General features: G+C 44.4%; 20 protein-coding genes. 14 read left to right on the top strand and 6 right to left on the bottom strand.

The annotated features are described in order from the left end of the window. Positions 1 to 3 precede the first annotated feature (3 nt). Both OE749_RS14200 and alaE read right to left on the bottom strand, forming a co-directional pair. Positions 4 to 714, bottom strand: a complete 711-nt coding sequence (locus tag OE749_RS14200; protein WP_263713126.1) for an aspartate/glutamate racemase family protein — start codon at positions 712 to 714, stop codon at positions 4 to 6. Further along, a complete protein-coding gene (gene alaE / locus OE749_RS14195; protein ID WP_263713125.1) occupies positions 711 to 1,202 on the bottom strand; it encodes an L-alanine exporter AlaE in 492 nt (163 codons plus the stop codon). The genes OE749_RS14200 and alaE overlap by 4 nt, the downstream gene beginning before the upstream one ends. A 222-nt stretch (positions 1,203 to 1,424) precedes the next feature. On the opposite strand from alaE, the gene lexA reads away from it, so the two are divergent. From lexA to OE749_RS14170, 5 genes are all read left to right on the top strand, one after another. Then, positions 1,425 to 2,048 (top strand): transcriptional repressor LexA, encoded by a 624-nt coding sequence (lexA, locus tag OE749_RS14190; protein ID WP_263713124.1) that lies wholly within the window; start codon positions 1,425 to 1,427, stop codon positions 2,046 to 2,048. A 433-nt stretch (positions 2,049 to 2,481) separates the two neighbouring features. Next, the gene (gene coxB / locus OE749_RS14185) at positions 2,482 to 3,594 is read left to right on the top strand and encodes a cytochrome c oxidase subunit II (RefSeq protein WP_449757742.1); all 1,113 of its coding nucleotides are present in this window, start codon (positions 2,482 to 2,484) and stop codon (positions 3,592 to 3,594) included. 10 nt (positions 3,595 to 3,604) lie between these two features. Continuing rightward, on the top strand, positions 3,605 to 5,194 hold the full coding sequence (gene ctaD, locus OE749_RS14180) for a cytochrome c oxidase subunit I (protein WP_263713123.1): 1,590 nt from the start codon (positions 3,605 to 3,607) through the stop codon (positions 5,192 to 5,194). Between the two features lie 11 nt (positions 5,195 to 5,205). Further along, positions 5,206 to 5,766, top strand: coding sequence for a cytochrome c oxidase assembly protein (locus tag OE749_RS14175; protein ID WP_263713122.1), 561 nt, complete (start codon positions 5,206 to 5,208; stop codon positions 5,764 to 5,766). A 12-nt stretch (positions 5,767 to 5,778) separates the two neighbouring features. After that, a complete protein-coding gene (locus OE749_RS14170) occupies positions 5,779 to 6,663 on the top strand; it encodes a cytochrome c oxidase subunit 3 (protein WP_263713121.1) in 885 nt (294 codons plus the stop codon). An 18-nt stretch (positions 6,664 to 6,681) separates the two neighbouring features. Here the strand turns inward: OE749_RS14170 and OE749_RS14165 are convergent, their stop codons facing one another. Continuing rightward, positions 6,682 to 6,891 (bottom strand): DUF2909 domain-containing protein, encoded by a 210-nt coding sequence (locus OE749_RS14165; RefSeq protein WP_263713120.1) that lies wholly within the window; start codon positions 6,889 to 6,891, stop codon positions 6,682 to 6,684. Between the two features lie 18 nt (positions 6,892 to 6,909). Between OE749_RS14165 and OE749_RS14160 the strand changes: the two genes are divergently transcribed. The 6 genes from OE749_RS14160 to OE749_RS14135 are packed head-to-tail and all read left to right on the top strand — an operon-like array spanning position 6,910 to position 11,419. Then, on the top strand, positions 6,910 to 7,650 hold the full coding sequence (locus OE749_RS14160) for an SURF1 family protein (protein WP_263713119.1): 741 nt from the start codon (positions 6,910 to 6,912) through the stop codon (positions 7,648 to 7,650). After that, positions 7,637 to 8,230, top strand: a complete 594-nt coding sequence (locus OE749_RS14155; RefSeq protein WP_263713118.1) for a hypothetical protein — start codon at positions 7,637 to 7,639, stop codon at positions 8,228 to 8,230. Before OE749_RS14160 ends, OE749_RS14155 begins: the two co-directional genes overlap by 14 nt. A gap of 13 nt (positions 8,231 to 8,243) precedes the next feature. Continuing rightward, positions 8,244 to 9,221, top strand: a complete 978-nt coding sequence (locus OE749_RS14150; protein WP_263713117.1) for a COX15/CtaA family protein — start codon at positions 8,244 to 8,246, stop codon at positions 9,219 to 9,221. A gap of 10 nt (positions 9,222 to 9,231) precedes the next feature. Next, entirely contained in the window at positions 9,232 to 10,152 is a 921-nt protein-coding gene (gene cyoE, locus OE749_RS14145; RefSeq protein WP_263713116.1) for a heme o synthase, read from the top strand. Then, positions 10,149 to 10,796 (top strand): SCO family protein, encoded by a 648-nt coding sequence (locus OE749_RS14140; RefSeq protein ID WP_263713115.1) that lies wholly within the window; start codon positions 10,149 to 10,151, stop codon positions 10,794 to 10,796. Before cyoE ends, OE749_RS14140 begins: the two co-directional genes overlap by 4 nt. Next, the gene (locus OE749_RS14135; protein ID WP_263713114.1) at positions 10,793 to 11,419 is read left to right on the top strand and encodes a GNAT family N-acetyltransferase; all 627 of its coding nucleotides are present in this window, start codon (positions 10,793 to 10,795) and stop codon (positions 11,417 to 11,419) included. The genes OE749_RS14140 and OE749_RS14135 overlap by 4 nt, the downstream gene beginning before the upstream one ends. A 14-nt stretch (positions 11,420 to 11,433) precedes the next feature. On the opposite strand, the gene OE749_RS14130 is transcribed toward OE749_RS14135, so the two are convergent. Next, a complete protein-coding gene (locus tag OE749_RS14130) occupies positions 11,434 to 12,489 on the bottom strand; it encodes a polysaccharide deacetylase family protein (protein WP_263713113.1) in 1,056 nt (351 codons plus the stop codon). Positions 12,490 to 12,510: 21 nt separating this feature from the next. Between OE749_RS14130 and OE749_RS14125 the strand changes: the two genes are divergently transcribed. Beyond that, complete coding sequence (locus OE749_RS14125; protein ID WP_263713112.1) at positions 12,511 to 13,845, top strand: MATE family efflux transporter; 1,335 nt, start codon at positions 12,511 to 12,513, stop codon at positions 13,843 to 13,845. A gap of 249 nt (positions 13,846 to 14,094) precedes the next feature. Here the strand turns inward: OE749_RS14125 and nfuA are convergent, their stop codons facing one another. Beyond that, positions 14,095 to 14,673, bottom strand: a complete 579-nt coding sequence (gene nfuA / locus OE749_RS14120) for a Fe-S biogenesis protein NfuA (RefSeq protein ID WP_263713111.1) — start codon at positions 14,671 to 14,673, stop codon at positions 14,095 to 14,097. Between the two features lie 192 nt (positions 14,674 to 14,865). Here nfuA and OE749_RS14115 point away from each other — a divergent pair, with 192 nt between their 5' ends. Further along, complete coding sequence (locus tag OE749_RS14115; protein WP_263713110.1) at positions 14,866 to 17,424, top strand: M14 metallopeptidase family protein; 2,559 nt, start codon at positions 14,866 to 14,868, stop codon at positions 17,422 to 17,424. Here OE749_RS14115 and OE749_RS14110 read toward each other — a convergent pair. After that, complete coding sequence (locus OE749_RS14110) at positions 17,405 to 18,100, bottom strand: ComF family protein (RefSeq protein WP_263713109.1); 696 nt, start codon at positions 18,098 to 18,100, stop codon at positions 17,405 to 17,407. The genes OE749_RS14115 and OE749_RS14110 overlap by 20 nt on opposite strands. A gap of 70 nt (positions 18,101 to 18,170) precedes the next feature. On the opposite strand from OE749_RS14110, the gene bioH reads away from it, so the two are divergent. After that, entirely contained in the window at positions 18,171 to 18,944 is a 774-nt protein-coding gene (gene bioH, locus OE749_RS14105) for a pimeloyl-ACP methyl ester esterase BioH (RefSeq protein ID WP_263713108.1), read from the top strand. Positions 18,945 to 18,985 lie beyond the last annotated feature (41 nt).

Here is an 18,985-nt window from a genome sequence, read left to right as displayed (position 1 = left end):
GATTTACGTTACGCTTAGCTGTGTTGGTGATATCTCGACGCGGCGCTGCAAATTTTCTAGCATTTTTTCTGATGGCAGGAAGAGGCGAATATCATGGGTGACGCTATCTAGCGCATCATAAATATAATCAAAATGTGTGCAACCTAATATTAAAATTTGCACACCACTTTTTACCAAAGCACTGGTAAGTTCGCGTAATGCATGAAGATTAACAATCATATCGGGATCGAGCCCCGCTTCTATGTCTTCAACAATTTGCAAGTTGCCAATCCCAATCACTTTGGCTGTTGGATTAGTTGCGAGGATGTTCTTTTCGATGTTTGCACAGCTTTGGCAATTGGCCGCCAGCAACCCGAAATTACGGTATTGATGAGTCAGGTTTTGGTACACCTCTAATGGCGTGACGACTGGCACAGGTGAGAAAGCATGAATGCGTTCAAGATCAATGGCCCCAGAGAGGGAGTTACAGTAAATCATGATGCAATTCACGCCTTCATTGACCAATGTCGTAATGGTTTGCTCTACAAGTTCGGTTAGGGTAATGCGATCAAGGGCTTGCAAATTGGTTTGCGCTTGCGGTGTGTGAGAAATGCTTAGACCGAACCCAACTGTATTTTGAGATTCAAGATAATTAAGACCAAATTGTGTGTCAGTCATTGTTCCCGCGATGACGCCAACCACCACGTGACTAGATTGAATTGTATTTTTTATCATGACTTCACCATCGATGTTTGTGAAACTGCTTTGTCAACGTTAGGAATCGTGTTTAGGAATTTGCGTGTTAACCAATCTAAGTACATGCCGTAGGGTCTTCCTAATAATCCAGCAATGAGACTCACGGTAAGTGCGGCTTTGAGCATCTCTATGCTATCAGCGCCCCCCAAGTACATGTTGCCCAAGTAAAGGGGCATTTGGAATGATAGAAATACCAGCGTATCGCCAAGGTATAATCGAAACCAATGTTGATGGTGCGATAACCCCAATTTGATGAACACGAATTCTCTCCACACACCAAAAGGGCGTGCCACCAGCGTATTGAGAAGCAAAGCTACCGCTCTGACTTTTACATGCTCTTGCCAGCTCATACCAGCAATGACGAGTTCTATTGGCAAAGCGACAGCATAGGAAAAGCTGTTCATTGCCCAAATATCAATGAACCTAACTCGCCACTTCTCAGAAAACTTTTCTCGCCACCGCTTCATTGCTACAAAACTACTCACATTTAACGTGGCGGGATTATTCAGTTGAAAGACGTTGATGTAAAGCGATTAACGGTGATTAAAACCTTAAACCATGTAAGGTTTTTGACACGCCTGATAGTAAAGCTATAACAAAGCCTAAACTGAAAAATCGAAATAAATCATTGAGATCTCCGCTATACTGGATATACTCACAGGTAAACTGTATGGAAAAACAGGCTGTTTATGCGTCCACTAACCCCCAGACAACAAGAAGTTCTCGAACTAATTAAAACGACCATGGCTAACACAGGTATGCCGCCAACGCGTGCAGAAATCGCACGTGAATTAGGCTTTCGTTCTGCTAATGCCGCCGAAGAGCACCTTAAAGCGCTTGCGCGAAAGGGGGTCATTGAAATTCTTCCGGGAACATCGCGTGGTATTAAACTGAATGTGCCTGCTAACGATGAAGAGGAAGAGCAAGGGTTACCGCTAATTGGTCGTGTCGCTGCGGGTGAACCTATTCTCGCGCAGGAGCATGTTGAATGTCATTATCAAGTCGACCCCAACTTATTTAAACCAAGCGCAGACTTTTTGCTTCGTGTAAATGGCATGAGTATGAAAGATATCGGTATTTTAGATGGCGATTTGCTGGCTGTACACAGAACAACCGATGTGCATAACGGGCAAGTGATTGTGGCGCGAGTTGAGGATGACGTTACCGTTAAAAGGCTCGAAAAGCGCGGCCGTGAAGTTCTATTGCATGCTGAAAATGATGCATTCTCGCCTATCAAAGTCGACCTAGCTTCTCAGCCTTTCAGCGTTGAAGGCATCGCGGTTGGCGTAATCCGAAACGCAGATTGGATGTAAACATTCCAGCGTCTTGAGTGATATTGCAGATTTAATGGATAGGTTTCTTCTTAAGTCTGCAATGTGCCTTATTAGCCAATCGACTGGCCTTCCCACCTATTTCCACTCCGGTATTTACTGTTCAGAAGAATTGCTAGGTAAATGAGTCATTTGCCGTAATCCCTAATAATTATCTCAGAGAAAATAAATTACCTTTACGATTGTGTGAAATATAATCAAAAAGATTAAAAAATAATAAAATTACTAGACTCCATCCTCTAAATTGAGTATTTCTTATACATCTTTTAACAAAAGAATAACAATAAGCTGTCAGAACATTAACCATCTTGTTGGGGTTTTAAGCCATACTCCTTAAAAGGAATAGGATAATGGACAGAGGAGGTGCTGAGTGAAACATGTGTTGTCTCGTGCGTTAATCTTTGTTCTGTCATCGTTGGCGATTTTGCCAGTGTTGGCAGCATCTGAAGACACCGTTGATGCATATCAACTGAACCTTAGGAAAGGAGTGACGGACATCAGCGGTGAGGTGTATGACCTTCACATGCTTATGTTCATCATTTGTGTTGTTATCGCCGTCATCGTATTTGGTGCGATGTTTTACAGCATACTGTTTCACCGAAAGTCTCGTGGGGTGAAACCCGCTAACTTTCATGAGAGTGTGAAAGTCGAAATTGCGTGGACAATTATTCCTTTTATTATTCTTATTTTTATGGCGATTCCCGCTACCAATACATTAATTGCGATGGAAGATACTGAATCGGCAGATGTCACGGTACTTGTGACGGGCTCTCAGTGGAAGTGGCACTATAAGTATATGGATAATGACGTGTCATTCTACTCAATACTCGCCACGCAACCTGAACAAATTCAGAATAAATTTGAAAAAGGCCAGAACTACTTACTTGAAGTTGACCGCCCTTTAGTGATTCCCACAGGCAAAAAAGTACGATTTTTAGTCACCAGTGACGATGTGATTCACTCGTGGTGGGTGCCCGATTTTGCTGTAAAAAAAGATGCGAACCCAGGATTTATCAATGAAGCGTGGACGAAAGTCAATACGCCTGGCATTTACCGTGGTCAGTGCGCAGAACTATGCGGAAAAGACCACGGCTTCATGCCAGTTGTTGTCATCGCCAAAGAACCCGCAGAATACGATGCTTGGATCGCTAAGCAAGAGGATATTCAACGTAAAGCCAAAGAAGAAGAACAAAAGCTTTTGGCCATGAATATGACAATGGACGAACTGATGACAACGGGTGAAAAAGTCTATCTTAGCGCCTGTGCAGCATGCCACATGCCAAATGGAGAAGGCTTACCAGGTGTGTTTCCTCCGTTAAAAGGCAGCCAAATGGTGAAGCATGATATGCAAGCCCATATCGATATTGTTGTTAACGGGAAATCCGGAACGGCAATGCAGGCATTCGGAAAGCAACTCAGCCTGAAAGAGCTCGCTGCGGTAATTACTTATGAACGTAACGCTTGGGGCAACAGCACAGGTGAAACCGTGCAAGCCAAAGATGTTAACGCGTTAATGAATGGCCAGTAGGAGATTGGAGATGAGTACAGTAACACACGACACCCAACACGACGCGCATCATCATGGCGCACCTACTGGAATAAAGCGCTGGTTATTTACCACCAATCATAAAGACATCGGCACGCTGTATTTATGGTTTGCCTTTATTATGTTTTTAGTGGGAGGGGCAATGGCGATGGTGATTCGGGCTGAATTATTTCAGCCGGGATTGCAAATAGTCGAACCTGACTTCTTCAATCAAATGACAACGGTTCATGGACTGATTATGGTCTTTGGTGCCGTGATGCCCGCTTTTACTGGATTAGCAAACTGGCTCGTGCCGATGATGATTGGCGCACCCGATATGGCGCTGCCCAGAATGAATAACTGGAGCTTCTGGATCCTGCCTTTTGCCTTCATTATTTTACTGTCTTCGCTGTTTGTTGAAGGAGGCGGCCCAGCATTCGGTTGGACGTTCTATGCTCCTCTGTCTACTACCTATAGTAGTGATTCTACGGCGTTGTTTGTATTTTCTGTCCACATCATGGGGGCGTCTTCGATTATGGGGGCTATCAACGTGATAGTGACCATCTTCAACATGCGCGCACCTGGCATGACATGGATGAAGATGCCGCTGTTTGTATGGACATGGCTCATTACCGCCTTTTTGCTAATCGCTGTCATGCCAGTGCTTGCGGGCGCGGTAACAATGGTGTTAACCGATAAGTATTTTGGCACGAGTTTCTTTGATGCGGCAGGTGGCGGCGACCCTGTGCTATTCCAGCATATTTTCTGGTTTTTCGGCCATCCAGAAGTTTACATTATGATTTTGCCAGCGTTCGGCATTATTTCGCAGATTGTTCCCACATTTTCTCGCAAAAAATTGTTTGGTTATGCCTCTATGGTGTACGCCACAGCGTCGATTGCATTATTGTCGTTTATTGTATGGGCACACCATATGTTTACTGTCGGTATGCCGCTGGCAGCAGAACTATTTTTTATGATGGCGACCATGTTAATCTCCGTCCCTACGGGTGTGAAAGTGTTTAACTGGGTCGCCACAATGTGGCGAGGCGCGTTAACCTTTGAAGTGCCGATGCTATTTGCCTTAGCCTTTATTGTGCTGTTCACTATTGGCGGCTTGTCTGGACTAATGCTCGCTATCACGCCAGTCGACTTCCAATACCATGACACCTATTTTGTCGTTGCTCATTTCCATTATGTACTCGTAACCGGCGCGGTTTTTTCCATTATGGCGGCAGTGTATTACTGGTTGCCTAAATGGACGGGCAAAATGTTTGATGTGACTTTGGCTAAATGGCATTTTTGGTGTTCGCTTATTTCAGTCAACGTGTTGTTCTTCCCCATGCACTTTATTGGCTTGGCTGGTATGCCTCGACGTATTCCTGACTATGCATTGCAATTTGCTGACTTTAATAAATGGATCAGTATTGGAGGCTTTGCGTTTGGTTTATCGCAATTGATTTTCTTGTGGCTACTGATTAAGGCGTGTCGCAAAGAGGGAGAGGCAGTCTCTCCACAAGTATGGGAAGGGGCTGAAGGGCTTGAATGGGAATTGCCATCGCCTGCGCCTTACCACACCTTTGAGACGCCGCCGGTTATCAAGTAAAGGCTAAGACAATGACCATGCAAAACACACCCAATCACAGCAAAATGGTACTCAAGTTAGTGGCGATTGTGATTGGGATGTTTGGATTCGGATTCGCCTTAGTACCTCTTTATGATGTGTTTTGCGATATTACCGGTATCAATGGAAAAACGTCGAATACTGCGAGTGTTTATCAGAGTGTAGAAATTGACGAGAGCCGTTGGGTAACGGTTGAGTTTATTACGCGGACAAATACAGGCATGCCCTGGCAATTCGAAGCCAAAACCAAGCGTATTCGCGTTCGGCCCGGCGAAATGAACGAAGTGGCATTTTATGTCAGAAATCCCCTTAACCGCCCCATTGTTGGTCAGGCCGTACCCTCGGTGTCTCCTGGCACTGCGGCAATTTATTTAAATAAAACAGAGTGTTTTTGTTTTAACCATCAGCCTTTAAATGGCAAAGAAGAAGCGCTGATGCCAATGAAGTTTTACGTAGACCCACAACTGCCAAAAGATATTACGTATTTTACAGTTCAGTACACCTTGTACGATGTGACTTCCTCTGCACAGGAAGTGGCGAGCAACCAAGGGTAAAAGGAGGACGACATGTCACAACAACAAGAATACGAAAAGTACTATGTGCCCGAACAAAGCCCTTGGCCAATCGTTGGTGCCGTCGCCTTGTTCTTGATTGCCGTAGGCGCTGGAAATTATGTAGTAGAGGTTACAAAAGGCAAGGATGGTTTTGGTGGATGGATTCTGGTAGCTGGGATTATCACATTACTGGTGATGCTTGTTGGGTGGTTTAACAATCAAATCCACGAATCTATGCAAGGTATGCACAGTAATCAGTTAGGACGCTCCTATCGACAAGGCATGGCTTGGTTTATCTTCTCGGAAGTGATGTTCTTTGCTGCGTTTTTTGGTGCACTTTTTTATGCCCGTGTCATTGCGGTTCCATGGTTAGGGGGCGCGTCAAATAATGAAATGACGGGGCAAATTTTGTGGCCAGAATTTGAGGCCGTTTGGCCGTTACTGAGAACACCTGGCGGAATTGAAACCACTGCAATGGGCTGGTATGGCTTACCCTTGGCGAATACGTTAATTTTACTTGTGTCCTCTGTTACCTGTCACTTTGCTCATGTTGCATTAGAAGAGAAAAACCGTGGGCGCTTAAAGCTTATGCTTGGTGTAACGATTTTACTTGGGCTTGCCTTTTTGTTGCTTCAAGTTGAAGAATACGTTTACGCCTATAGAGAAATGAATTTAACCCTTCAATCGGGCATATACGGCAATACCTTCTTTATGCTTACAGGTTTCCATGGGCTTCATGTGACCCTTGGAACGATCATACTTATCGTGTTGTTCTTTAGAGTATTGAAAGGTCATTTCACCCCAGAAAACCACTTTGCATTTCAGGCTGGTAGTTGGTATTGGCACTTTGTTGATGTGGTTTGGGTAATGCTGTTTTTCTTTGTTTATATTCTCTGATACCCAATACGTCACGGCCTAATAAGGCCGTGGATTCGGCGTTATAAGCCCTGTAGCGATGGCGAGTAGTAATACAACAATAATGATCACCGATGTCAGTACGCGTCTGCCAATATACTTACTCATTGGCTCACCATTGGGGTTGTTTTTCAGCATAATGACCATCGCCTTGAACAAATTAAACACCATGAAAATGAGCAGTAAGCCAATGATTATTTTTACCAACACGATGAACGCTCCCATATTATGAGTGTGTCGACAGTGCGTACCAATAAGTACTCTCGTCGAGGTCTGTGGGGCGCGATTGTCGCAGTTATCGCGTCGTTAACGATGACATCGCTCGGTATCTGGCAATTACAACGTGCCGATGACAAGCATCAGCGGCTAACTCAGATAGAGCAAAGGCAACAACGTGCGCCTCTTTCTATTTACGACCTACCAAAAAATCTTGATCAGGTTGAAGATTACCCCTTAACCATATCTGGAAATTGGCAAAAAGAATATATATTCCTGTTAGATAATCGAATAAATAATGGACGTGTTGGCTACGAAGTGCTTATTCCAATGGAGATGGACATGCGCTTTGTATTGGTTAACTTGGGTTGGATAAACGCACCTAAGTCGAGAAATGATTTGCCAGATATTAACGTGCAGGAATTACCCATGACGATCCAAGGTACGCTTTACTTGCCGAGGAGAAACCCCGCGATTACTGAAACCGCTAACTCAACTGATACCTGGCCAATGCGAATTCAGCAAGTTGATATTGCGTTGATGTCGCGTTTTTTTGGTAGTCCGCTAGCGCCTTTTGTCGTACTTGCTGACCCCGATGAGTCGTCTAAGTTTGTTCGTGAATGGACACCCGTGGTGATGTCTCCACAAAAACATCTTGGCTATGCCATTCAATGGTTCGCTCTGGCGGCCGCGTGCATTATTGTAACGGCCGTAGCGATAAGAAAAGGAATCCGATCTAATGACATCAAATAATGCGCCTTCCGCCACGTTTGAATCTAAAACGTCAAAAAATAACTTTGCAGTCATTGCCTTTATCATTGCGTTTATATTGCCGGTGATACTCGCTAAGTTTGCGCTGGATTATGATTGGTTTAATCGAGGAGCAACAAATAAAGGGGAGCTGCTCAACCCCGCATTAGACTTTAGTCCTATCAATTCCACTCACAGTCAAAAATGGCGTATTGCGTATATTATGCCGACTAACTGCGATCAATCGTGTGAAAACGCAATATTTAGTTTGTCTCAACTTCATCAGGCATTAGGCAAAGAACAAGATCGGGTAGAGTCGGTTATTGTATGGACACCCAACAGCGATGTGAAACGCGTGAGTGATATCGCTGCGGATCACCATTTTGCCTTGTTAATGAGTGAAGATGAAAAAGTAAACAATGTGTTTAACTCAGTCGAAACTGGTGGTATTTTCATCATTGACACGTTGGATAACGTCATATTGCGTTACCCAATACAACAACAAAAACAAGAAGCTGTGCTTAAAAGCCGCGATATTTTATCTGATTTGAGGAAGTTGCTAAAACTCTCCCGAATCGGTTAGGGGAATGGAAGTAATGAGAAAGTTGGTGTTGGCGAGTATCGCTTTAGCGTTTGTCGTCATTATTCTTGGCGCGTATACACGATTAACTGACGCAGGCCTTGGCTGCCCTGATTGGCCTGGATGTTATGGCCATTTAACTGTGCCGCAAACTGACGCCCGTATCGCCCAAGCAGAAGCCAACTTTCCAGAACGACCTGTTGAAGCTCACAAAGCATGGAATGAGATGATACATCGTTATTTTGCGGGGGCTCTTGGGTTATTTATTCTAGCCATCTTTGTTGTGAGCGTGGTTAAGCGCGGATACAACCAGCCGCTGAAATTACCGTTTTTCTTGCTGTGTCTAGTGATATTTCAGGCTGCACTAGGTATGTGGACTGTTACGCTGAACTTACTCCCCGTTGTAGTGATGGGACATTTGCTTGGTGGGTTTAGCGTGTTGGGGTGTTTATTTTTACTATACCTACGCTTAACGCCCTATCGTATTCCTGGTGGCGACCCGATGATGCAAAGTTTAGGCAAGTATAGCTTATTAGGAATAGCTATTCTTGTTGGGCAAATTGCTCTGGGAGGCTGGACATCAGCGAACTATGCTGCCTTGGCGTGCACCGAAATGCCAATATGCGAAGGAAACTGGCTGGCAAGGCTGGATATTGCTGGCGCATTTAGTGTGCCAGAAGCTGACAATTACGAGTATGGCGTCCATAACTATGCACAACGCATGACCATGCATATAGCGCATCGCTTTGGTGCCATTATCACGTTTATTTATCTTTGTTGGCTGGCATTGAAGCTCTATAAGTCTGCCTCATCCGGGCTTGTTAGAGGTTTGGCAGTACTGTTAACTGTTGTGGTTAGCGTGCAAATATTACTTGGCGTAAGCAATGTTGTATTTAGTCTTCCTATTTTTATTGCCGTTTTACACAATGCAACAGCGGCGTGTTTGTTACTGGTAATGATCTGCTTATGCTACACCCTTTATCGAAAAACATAGGAGTTTGGACATGGGTAAGTCACTCGCGGTTGAATCGAATAAATCTGCAAGCTATCGGCCTCAAACCACTTGGCGTGATTACTATGAACTTACCAAACCCAAAGTGGTATTGTTGTTGTTGCTTACGGCGCTAGTGGGAATGTGTTTGGCGACACCTGATTGGGTTGACCTTCAAGTACTGTTAGCGGGCATGATTGGCATTGGGTGTTTGTCATCTGCAGCCGCAGTCATTAACCATGTTGTCGATCACCGGATTGATGCGAAAATGGCACGCACCTTTAATCGTCCCGTGGTGAAGAAAAAAGTGTCACCTTCCCGCGCTATTGTGTTCGCGGCTACTTTAGCAGTGTTAGGTTTTCTTATTTTAGCGCTGTGGGTGAATACCCTCACCGCATGGCTTACGGTGTCTGGGTTGGTGGGGTACGCGTTTATTTATACCATGTATCTTAAGCGTGCAACGCCTCAAAATATCGTGATTGGTGGGCTTGCAGGCGCTATTCCGCCATTATTGGGGTGGACAGCAGTAACCAACCAATTGCACCCTCATGCGTTATTATTGGTTCTGATTGTTTTTACTTGGACACCCCCCCATTTTTGGGCGTTGGCCATACATCGGGTTAAAGACTACGAGCGAGCTGAGATCCCCATGCTTCCTGTTACCCACGGCGTAGAATTTACAAAAACGTCGGTATTACTGTACACCGTATTGCTTGGTATTGTGTGTTTATTGCCTTATTTAGTGGGGATGACGGGCCTTATCTACTTAGTTGGGTCAACGTTACTCAATGCTGGATTTTTATATTATGCTTGGAAACTGAAGTTTGCATGTGAAGACAGTACGGCAATGAAGACCTTTGGTTTTTCTATTGTGCATTTGATGGTACTGTTTGTGGTGCTTCTCATTGACCACTATTTTAAGTACAGCTTATGACACAACGTACTCTTGTTGGAATAATTGCCGCTATCGCTCTGATTTTAGGGGGAGTGTTATCCATTTATATTGCGCCGCCTGCACCTAAAGCGAATTACTTTCAAGCGTATCCTCAGCCAAGGGCACTAAGCGACTTTGGATTGACAGCGCATTCAGGAGAGATGCTTAGCCCTGATTGGTTAGAAGGGAAATGGACGCTTACCTTTGTTGGATACACGTTTTGTCCAGATATATGCCCAACTACACTGGTAGAGCTTAAACGAATTTACCCCGATTTGCAGTCAATACAATCAGAGCAGCCGATACAAGTGCTGTTTATTAGCGTTGATCCCGCACGAGATACCACAGAACGATTGGCTGAATACATTGCGTTTTTTCATCCAGAATTTGTTGCAGCTTCGGCCGAGCACAAAGTGCTTTATCCTCTGATCAGAAGTATGGGAATGATGTATGCCATCGCCGACGACACATCAGACGGAGAATATCTGGTGGATCACAGCGGTTCGGTGGTGGTAATTAATCCTAACGGCCACGTCGTCGGACGATTTAAACCTGTAATGGAGCCGGGAAAGCTCGCTGTTAGTGATGGCGAACAAATTATCACTGATATGCCTTACATATTGGAAAACTACGGCAATATATGATTCGACAAGCCAGTCCCGATGATGTACCGCAATTAGCGACGTTAGTGAAAATGTCTGGCAAAGCGAGCCTTACTGGCGTGCTAGATATTTCGCCGTCACTGTGTGCATCTCAATTTCTTCTTTTTGCGGTTGCTCAAGATAATGGGCATTTTAGTTATCGTCAGCACATCGTAATTTCGCCAGAGCCTTCAGATCCACAGCGGGCTATTCAAGGATGTGCGGCATACTGGCCGCGCCTTAACAATGCACAAATGCGAGAAGCAACCATAAGAACGTTTATTCATTTTTATGGTGAATTACACGTTAAGTCTGTGCTTTTGAAAGCCCAGTATCTTGATAAAGTTATCTGCCTGCCAGAGCCTGAAAATTTGCCCGTAGGGCATATTGCTATCGAAGAAAGTGCGCGGCGTAGTGGGAAAGGTACGGCGTTATTAAACGCGCTAAAAGCTAAAGCAATCGAACTGAATCGTCGAGGGTTGGAGCTAGATGTCGAGTGCCATAACCTCCCTGCTATCACCTTGTACGAACGATTTGGTTTCGCCATTACAGGACAACACTTTCCTTGCGAAGGCGGCAAGAAAATAGGGCTTATGCCCCACTTTCATATGAAACTGTCGTTGTAATTTTTGCTAGTGGCTTATTCAAGCCAACTTCCATCAGCGTTAGGAACAAACCACGGCTGAGAATACCAATAGAAACGCCCTGCTTGTGTTTTACTTGGCGCCGTGCAATTAATTCTGGTTCGGCCTGCAGCAAGAGGCTGAGGTGGCTTAATCACTACTGTAGTGGAAGTTTTGTCTGTCTCCATGAATTTACCATTGAAAAAGCAATTCACCTGAGACGTATTAAGATCGCTTGTTTCTAGCGTTATAATTTGTAATGGCTGCGTACCGATAAAAGGAGTGAAAGGATCTTGACGGGTTTTATTCGTTACCGGCATTGCCAGACTGTTAAGCTTTACTTTTAAGGTATCTAAATTGGCGTAAATACCCGCTGCGGCAAAGCGGGGTAACGCGCCGAAATCACTGAATGACGCTACTGCACCAGAGTGTTGCCCAAACCCAATATAGCCTAGCTCTAAAACGCGTTCTTTCAATGTTTGTGAATACTCACCATACGGATAAGCCAGCCATTTTGGGGCGTCTCCCAGTTGCTCAACAAGTGCTTGTTGTGCTTCATTAATATCTTGTGTGATGCGCTCAAGCCATTGATGTTGATCTTCGGTAGGCTTTTGCTCCAATAAGTGGCGGTGGTCGCTTGTGTGATTAGCAAACGTCACCCCTTCTTTACTCATTGTTTTTACCTGTTGCCAAGTCAGTTGATCATTCCGTTTTTCAATCTGTGGAGGGTTGATGAAAACCGTGTATGGAATCCCCTTTTCACGAAGTAACGGGTGCGCGTTTTCAAATATATTACGGTAACCATCATCAAAGGTGATTGCAACGGAACGCGGCGGCAGTGATTCGCCACGCTGTAACTTGTTCACCATTTCTCCCAATGCCATGACGTGGTGATGTTCGGATAGATAATCGAGGTGTTTTTTAAACTTCTCGGGTGAAATCGACGTACTGGCAGGCGTAGATGTGCTAACGTGGTGATAAACGAGAATCACACCGTTATCTTCACCCTGTGCTTTCGTTGCGACGAGGATTAGTGTAAATATCAGAACACAGTATTTTAAAATCAGTTTCATAAATAAGAACATTAATTCTTTATGGTCAAATTGTTTTCTAGTGTAGCAACATTTCTAGATAAAAAAGAGCACCTTCGTCTTCTTTCTCTAACGTTTCCTATGATACTGGCAAATATTACTACGCCATTAATAGGACTAGTGGATACGGCCGTAATGGGGCACTTGCCTGCGAGTCATTTTCTTGCAGGTGCTGCTATTGGCGCTTTGATTTTGACCCAACTTTATTGGGTGTGTGGATTCATCCGCATGTCTGCTACGGGACTGAGTGCCCAGGCTAAAGGGCAAAGTAACCTCGACGAAGCTGGTAGAGTCTTAGTTCAAAATGCCGCGATTGGGCTAATGATTGGTGCATTGGTGGTGATGCTGCAATCGCCACTTTTATCACTTGGCCTTTACTTTGCCGATGCCCAAGGCGAGCTATTAACCAGCGTGTCTCAATATTTTTATGTGCGAGTATGGGGGGCACCGGCGGCATTAATCAACCTAGCATTAATTGGCTGGCTCATTGGTCGACAATGTACACGCCAAGTCTTGATCATACAGATAGTTGGCAACCTGATAAATGCTGTACTGGATGTTGTTTTTGTATTTTACTTGGATATGCAGGTTGAAGGCGTAGCATTGGCAAGCGTGATAGCGGAGTACAGTATTTTAGTGTTGAGTATTGTGTGTATCATACAACGCATTCCCGCTATGCCATTTAGCTATAAATGGCTTCAGCCAAATGCGTTTACACAGGTATTTACGCTTAATACCGACATGTTAATTCGAAATTTGGCACTGCAAGCTTGTTTAGCCTTTGTCACTTATCAGGGCGCGAGGCTCGGAACGCAAATAGCCGCTGTGAATGCGATACTGATGCAATTTTTTGTTTTGATAGCGCTTGGGCTTGACGCTATCGCATATGCCGTTGAGGCATTGGTTGGTGAAGCAAAAGGCCAAAAAGATTTGAATCGAGTCAAATTAGATACGTATCGTGGCCTTTGGTGGTCTTCGTGCTTCGCAGCTTTATATGCATTGACCTTCTATTGTTGGGGCGAAGAGATAGTTCGCGTGCTTACCGATCAACAAGCATTGCAACAAGCATCTACTGAGTACTTGCCGTTTATTATTGTGTTACCACTAGTTGCCCATTGGTGTTTTTTGTACGACGGTGTATATATTGGGTTGACTCATGCGAAAACGATGCGCAATTCCATGGTAATCAGCGCGGTATTAGTATTTTTCCCACTATGGTGGCTGACTGAGAGTCTGGAAAATGTTGGCCTCTGGATATCCCTGTTAGGATTAATGTTAGCGAGGGGGCTTACTTTGGGGGTGGACTTTTATCGTCGAACAGTGTCGGGGAAATTCTAGGTTTATCAATGAACTTGGCAAAGCGGTTGGCGGCAATGCCTATGTAGCCTCTTGCCGCGAAACCCAAGCCGATGAGTAGAAATACCATGGCAGGAAGTTGGAACCACATCCAAAAGTAGGCACCAGCAAAAATGAGAAACGCACCAACACAAAATAAGATTAGGCCCAACTTAAACCGCATCCAGCTCTGTTCTGGGTTTTGGCCTAATCTAAAAATGATATGACGCACCATCATCTTTGTTGATTTAATCAGTAATACGAATGCTCTCCAGCTTCGTGCTCTGTGGCATCTTTTACCGCAGTCAGCTCCTCTGGGAACATTGACAGTAGTTGCTTCTCTATTCCTTCTTTTAAGGTAACATCTACCATCGCGCACCCGTTGCAACCACCACCAAATTGTAAAATGGCTTCACCTTTGTCAGTAATTTCCATTAGCATAACCTGACCGCCATGGTTGGCTAGTTGAGGGTTAATTTCGCTTTCTAGTACGTAAGTAACACGCTCCATCAAAGGCGCATCATCAGACACTCTTCGCGCTTTTGCGTTAGGTGCTTTAAGTGTAAGCTGAGACCCCATTTGGTCAGTAACAAAGTCAATTTCCGCATCATCAAGAAATGGCACGCTTTCTTGATCTACAACAGCATCAAAGCCATTGAAATTCAATTTAGTATCTGTATCTTCAACTGCGTCTGCTGGGCAATAAGACACGCCACACTCTGCACCTGGTGTGCCAGGGTTAACAACGAAAACACGGATATTCGTGCCTGCGTCCTGTTTTTCCAACAGTTTAACGAAGTGCGCTTGTGCGGCTTCTGTAATGGTGATCATAATAAAATCCTGACATCAAATATGATATATATCGTACCAAAATTACCTGACTAAAACACTCAAGTAATGGTGTCATTTCTTAGATTTTCAAATAATTAATTAGAATTAATTGCAATTCTTGCCCATTATTGGAATTTCTCCGACACTGAAATATCATGCACTTAACAAGAAAAATTAAATAGGATCAACACGATGCGATTTATGACGCTAATGGCTTGCGCGCTAGTATGGGTGAGTGGCGTAGCACTAGCAAAAACGGATCTCGACTACTTACCTAGTGACGTAAAATATGATGCCAGTATACCCAAACCGGCTGACATCCTTGGCGCCCCAGTAGGAGAGTGGCATGTTAGACACGATCAACTCGTTACTTATATGCGTACATTGGCCGAAAAGTCAGATCGTGTATCGTTAGTAGAAACGGGGCGAACCCATGAGAATCGTCCACTTTTATTGTTAGCCTTTACGTCGTCAGAAAATCAACAGAACCTAGATGCGCTGCGTGAAAAACATGTTGCAGTGGTGCGCAGTGGTAAAACGCCTGACGCGTCTTCTCCGCTTGTGCTGTGGATGGGATATAGTGTGCATGGTGATGAAGCTTCAGGCAGTAACGCTGCGTTATTGATCGCTTATTATCTTGCTGCCGCGCAAGGCGAAAAAGTGAATCAACTTCTTAAAGACAATGTCGTTTTGTTAGATCCTGCGTTGAACCCTGATGGGTTGTCACGATTTGCGCAGTGGGTCAACATGCATAAAGGGGCGACGCTGGTCAGTGATCGTGAACATAGAGAACATGTACAGGCATGGCCAAGTGGCAGAACAAACCACTACTGGTTTGACTTGAACCGCGATTGGCTATTACTGGTTCACCCTGAATCTCGTGCGCGAATTAAAGAATTCCAACGTTGGAGACCGCATGTTCTTACTGATTTCCACGAGATGGGAGCCGACTCGACTTACTTCTTTCAGCCAGGCATCGCGTCTCGTAAAAATCCTTGGACGCCAGAAGAGAATGTGACGCTAACCAACGCACTGGGCGAGTATCATGCAAAAGCCTTAGATGCTGCAAAGCAACTCTATTTCACGCAAGAGAGCTTCGATGACTTTTACTATGGCAAAGGCTCTACCTATCCTGATGCACAAGGCACGATTGGTATACTGTTCGAGCAAGGCAGTGCGCGCGGTCATTTACATGAAACGATTAATGGCGACAGAAGCTTCCCAGAAGCGATTCAAAATCAGGTAACGACTACTTTATCGACCTTTGACGGTGCGCTCGCGAACAAAGATAAGTTAATTGCGCATCAGCACACGTTTAATCAAGAAACTAACAACCTGATTAAAGATGATGAATTAACGGGTTACATGATTCGCGAGAGTCACGACAAAAGCAAAATAAAGCAATTGCTTGATGTTCTGAGTAAGCACGAAATAGAGGTTAAATCGTTACAAAAAGACGTAACGTTAGATAACATTAAATTTGCTCATGACAGCAGTTATTTTGTTCCCTTAGATCAACCCAAGTACCGCTTAATTAAGTCGATTTTCTCTGAGCGCAAGCGCTTCAAAGACAATACGTTTTATGATGTTTCTAACTGGAATTTGGCATTGGCCTACAACTTAGACTTCTATCCTGTTGATAAGAAATTATGGCGTAATATTCCAACGGAAACATTAAACGTTGCTCAGTCGAGCAAGCAAGAGAAGGTGCTAGAAAGTGCCTATGCTTATGCGTTTTCTTGGCAAGACAGCCAAGCGCCAGCAATGTTGCAAACCCTAATAAAAAATGGGGTAAACCCTCGAATTGCCGGGCAGTCGTTTGCAGCCAAAACCAGTCAGGGAGAAATCAGTTTTGCACAGGGCAGTATTCTTATACCGCGTGCCGTAATGCAGCCTGACAACCTAGCGGCTATCTTAAATGAGGCTTCACGTCAGCACGGGATCAAAATTTGGTCATTGATATCAGGGCTTACAGCACAAGGCATCGACTTGGGTAGCCGTTTTATGCTGCCATTAGAGATGAAGCGAGTCTTGATTGTGGGCGGAGAGCAAACTTCTCAGTATGAAGTTGGAGAGGCCTGGCATTATTTGGATAAAATCATTGGCATGCCTGTCTCGATTGTTGAATTATCACGCTTAGACTCTATCGATATGCGCCGATATTCACATATGATTTGGGTGAATGGGCGATACGGTGACGTCGATGAAGAACTCAGTAAAGAGATTGAACGCTGGGTGAAACAAGGGGGCGTGCTTATCGGCCAGAAAGCTGGCGCTAAATTGTTTGCTGAAAAAGGATGGTTAAAAGCAGAATTTGCAGAACGGAGTCTATTGCAAGATGCATTTAAAACGGATGATTTGCAATTTGGTGATCGTGAAGCGTTGCATGGTAAGCAACGGGTAGCGGGCGCAGTATTTAACACGCATTTAGATATCAGCCACCCATTGGCATTTGGGTATACACGAGACACGTTGCCAGTATTTAGAAATCATACCCATGTAATGAAGCAACCCGCCAAGCCATTTCTAATGGTCGCTCAGTACACAGATACGCCTCTTAGAGCAGGCTATGCTGCAGATGAGGTGGAAGACGTGATCGCTAACTCGGCTGCCATCGTGGCACATGCGAACGGCTATGGTCGCGTGATTGCCTTTGCTGATAATCCGGTGTTCAGAGGTTATTGGCTAGGTACGCGCCGTTTGCTATCAAATGCAATTTATATGGCACCGTTCATCGATGTGGACGGCTAATCGCTAACGCAAAGACGGTAATATGCATGTCAGGGTTAAGCGATTTTAACACTTGGCATGCATGATTCGCCGTAGCACCTGTAGTAATAACGTCATCCACTACTACGACGCGGTGACTGCCTAAAGGTCTTTTTTGACTAAATACATTGTTCATATTTTTCTTGCGTGAGGGCGCATCTAATGACGCTTGTTGTGGCGTTTCTTTGTGTTTTATTAATACTGGATCGATTGGCGCGTCTATCAAACGTGAAAGTGCTTTGCTTATTTCGTAGGCTTGATTGAATAGCCTTGAAGAAAGCCGTTTGTTTGATAAAGGTATGGGAATGATTCGCTGAGCGTTGATATAGCGCTGCATCCAACGTTGATGAATGTGAAATATCTGTGAAAAGCTTTGCTCTATTGCGAGCTTCCCGCTAAATTTATATTCAGAAATCAGCCGCTTCACGGGATGTATGTATTCTGTAGCGACATAGAGTTGATCGATAAATTTGCATTCTAGAGACTGTGCGGTTGAAGGTTCGTTCAGCATGTTCCCCTTCAATACATCCATATTAATAAATGGTAGATCGGCAATGCACACATCGCAGAGTGCATTTTCTGTGTGCTGATGACAAGCAACACACAGTTTCATCGGCAGTAATTGCGATATCATTCTACTAGTCAGACTTGTTTTCATTCCTTGAATCCCTAAACTTCCCATTTTTGTGCAATCCTTGCATTTGGTGTGAGTGTAAGCAGGTAGTGAAATGAAGACAAGTACACTTTTTACAGAGACGCGAGGCAATGGTCCCGATTTAGTGATGCTACATGGCTGGGGCGTAAATAGTGGCGTATGGCAGCCGATAAGCCATCTTCTCCAAGACCATTTTCGCGTTACTTACATTGACTTACCTGGCTTTGGACGTAATGCACACTATCCAATTATGCCTTACACACTGAATAATCTGTCTACAGTTGTTAGTGCCTACATACCAAGTAGAGCCCGTGTTTTAGGGTGGTCGATGGGAGGACTCCTCGCTCAGCATATTGCCTTGACACGTCAAGATTTAGCAGGACTGATTACCGTTGCTTCGACACCCAAATTTGTTTCTGAAGGCAGTTGGCCGGGAATTAAACCTGCGGTGTTGTCGATGTTTGAAAAGCAACTTAAAGGTGATTTTACAAAAACACTCGATCGCTTTCTGGCGATTCAGGCTTTGGGAAGCGCGTCAGCCAAAAACGATATTAAAACCATTCAACATCATGTTGAACAGCTCCCTATGCCATCTGAGGTAGCGCTGCATAATGGCTTAGTCATTTTATCTGAAACCGACTTACGCGAAAAAATGCAAACCATTTCTATACCGATGTTGCAGATCTTCGGCAAGCTCGACAGTCTTGTTCCCAAAGCAGCAATTGAATTAATGCAGCATAATCAAAATGTTACTCAGCACATTATCGATCATGCGTCTCATGGGCCTTTTATCTCCCATCCAGAGGCCTTTATCGATGGCCTATTGAATTGGCATCAGGGGCTATAATTGTCACCTCATTTGTCTGCGTGATCATTAAGAAAAGACTT

The sequence above is a fragment of the Fluctibacter corallii genome (assembly GCF_025751585.1).
Taxonomy (GTDB): domain Bacteria; phylum Pseudomonadota; class Gammaproteobacteria; order Enterobacterales; family Alteromonadaceae; genus Fluctibacter_A; species Fluctibacter_A corallii.
This window is presented reverse-complemented; position numbering and strand designations above follow the sequence as displayed.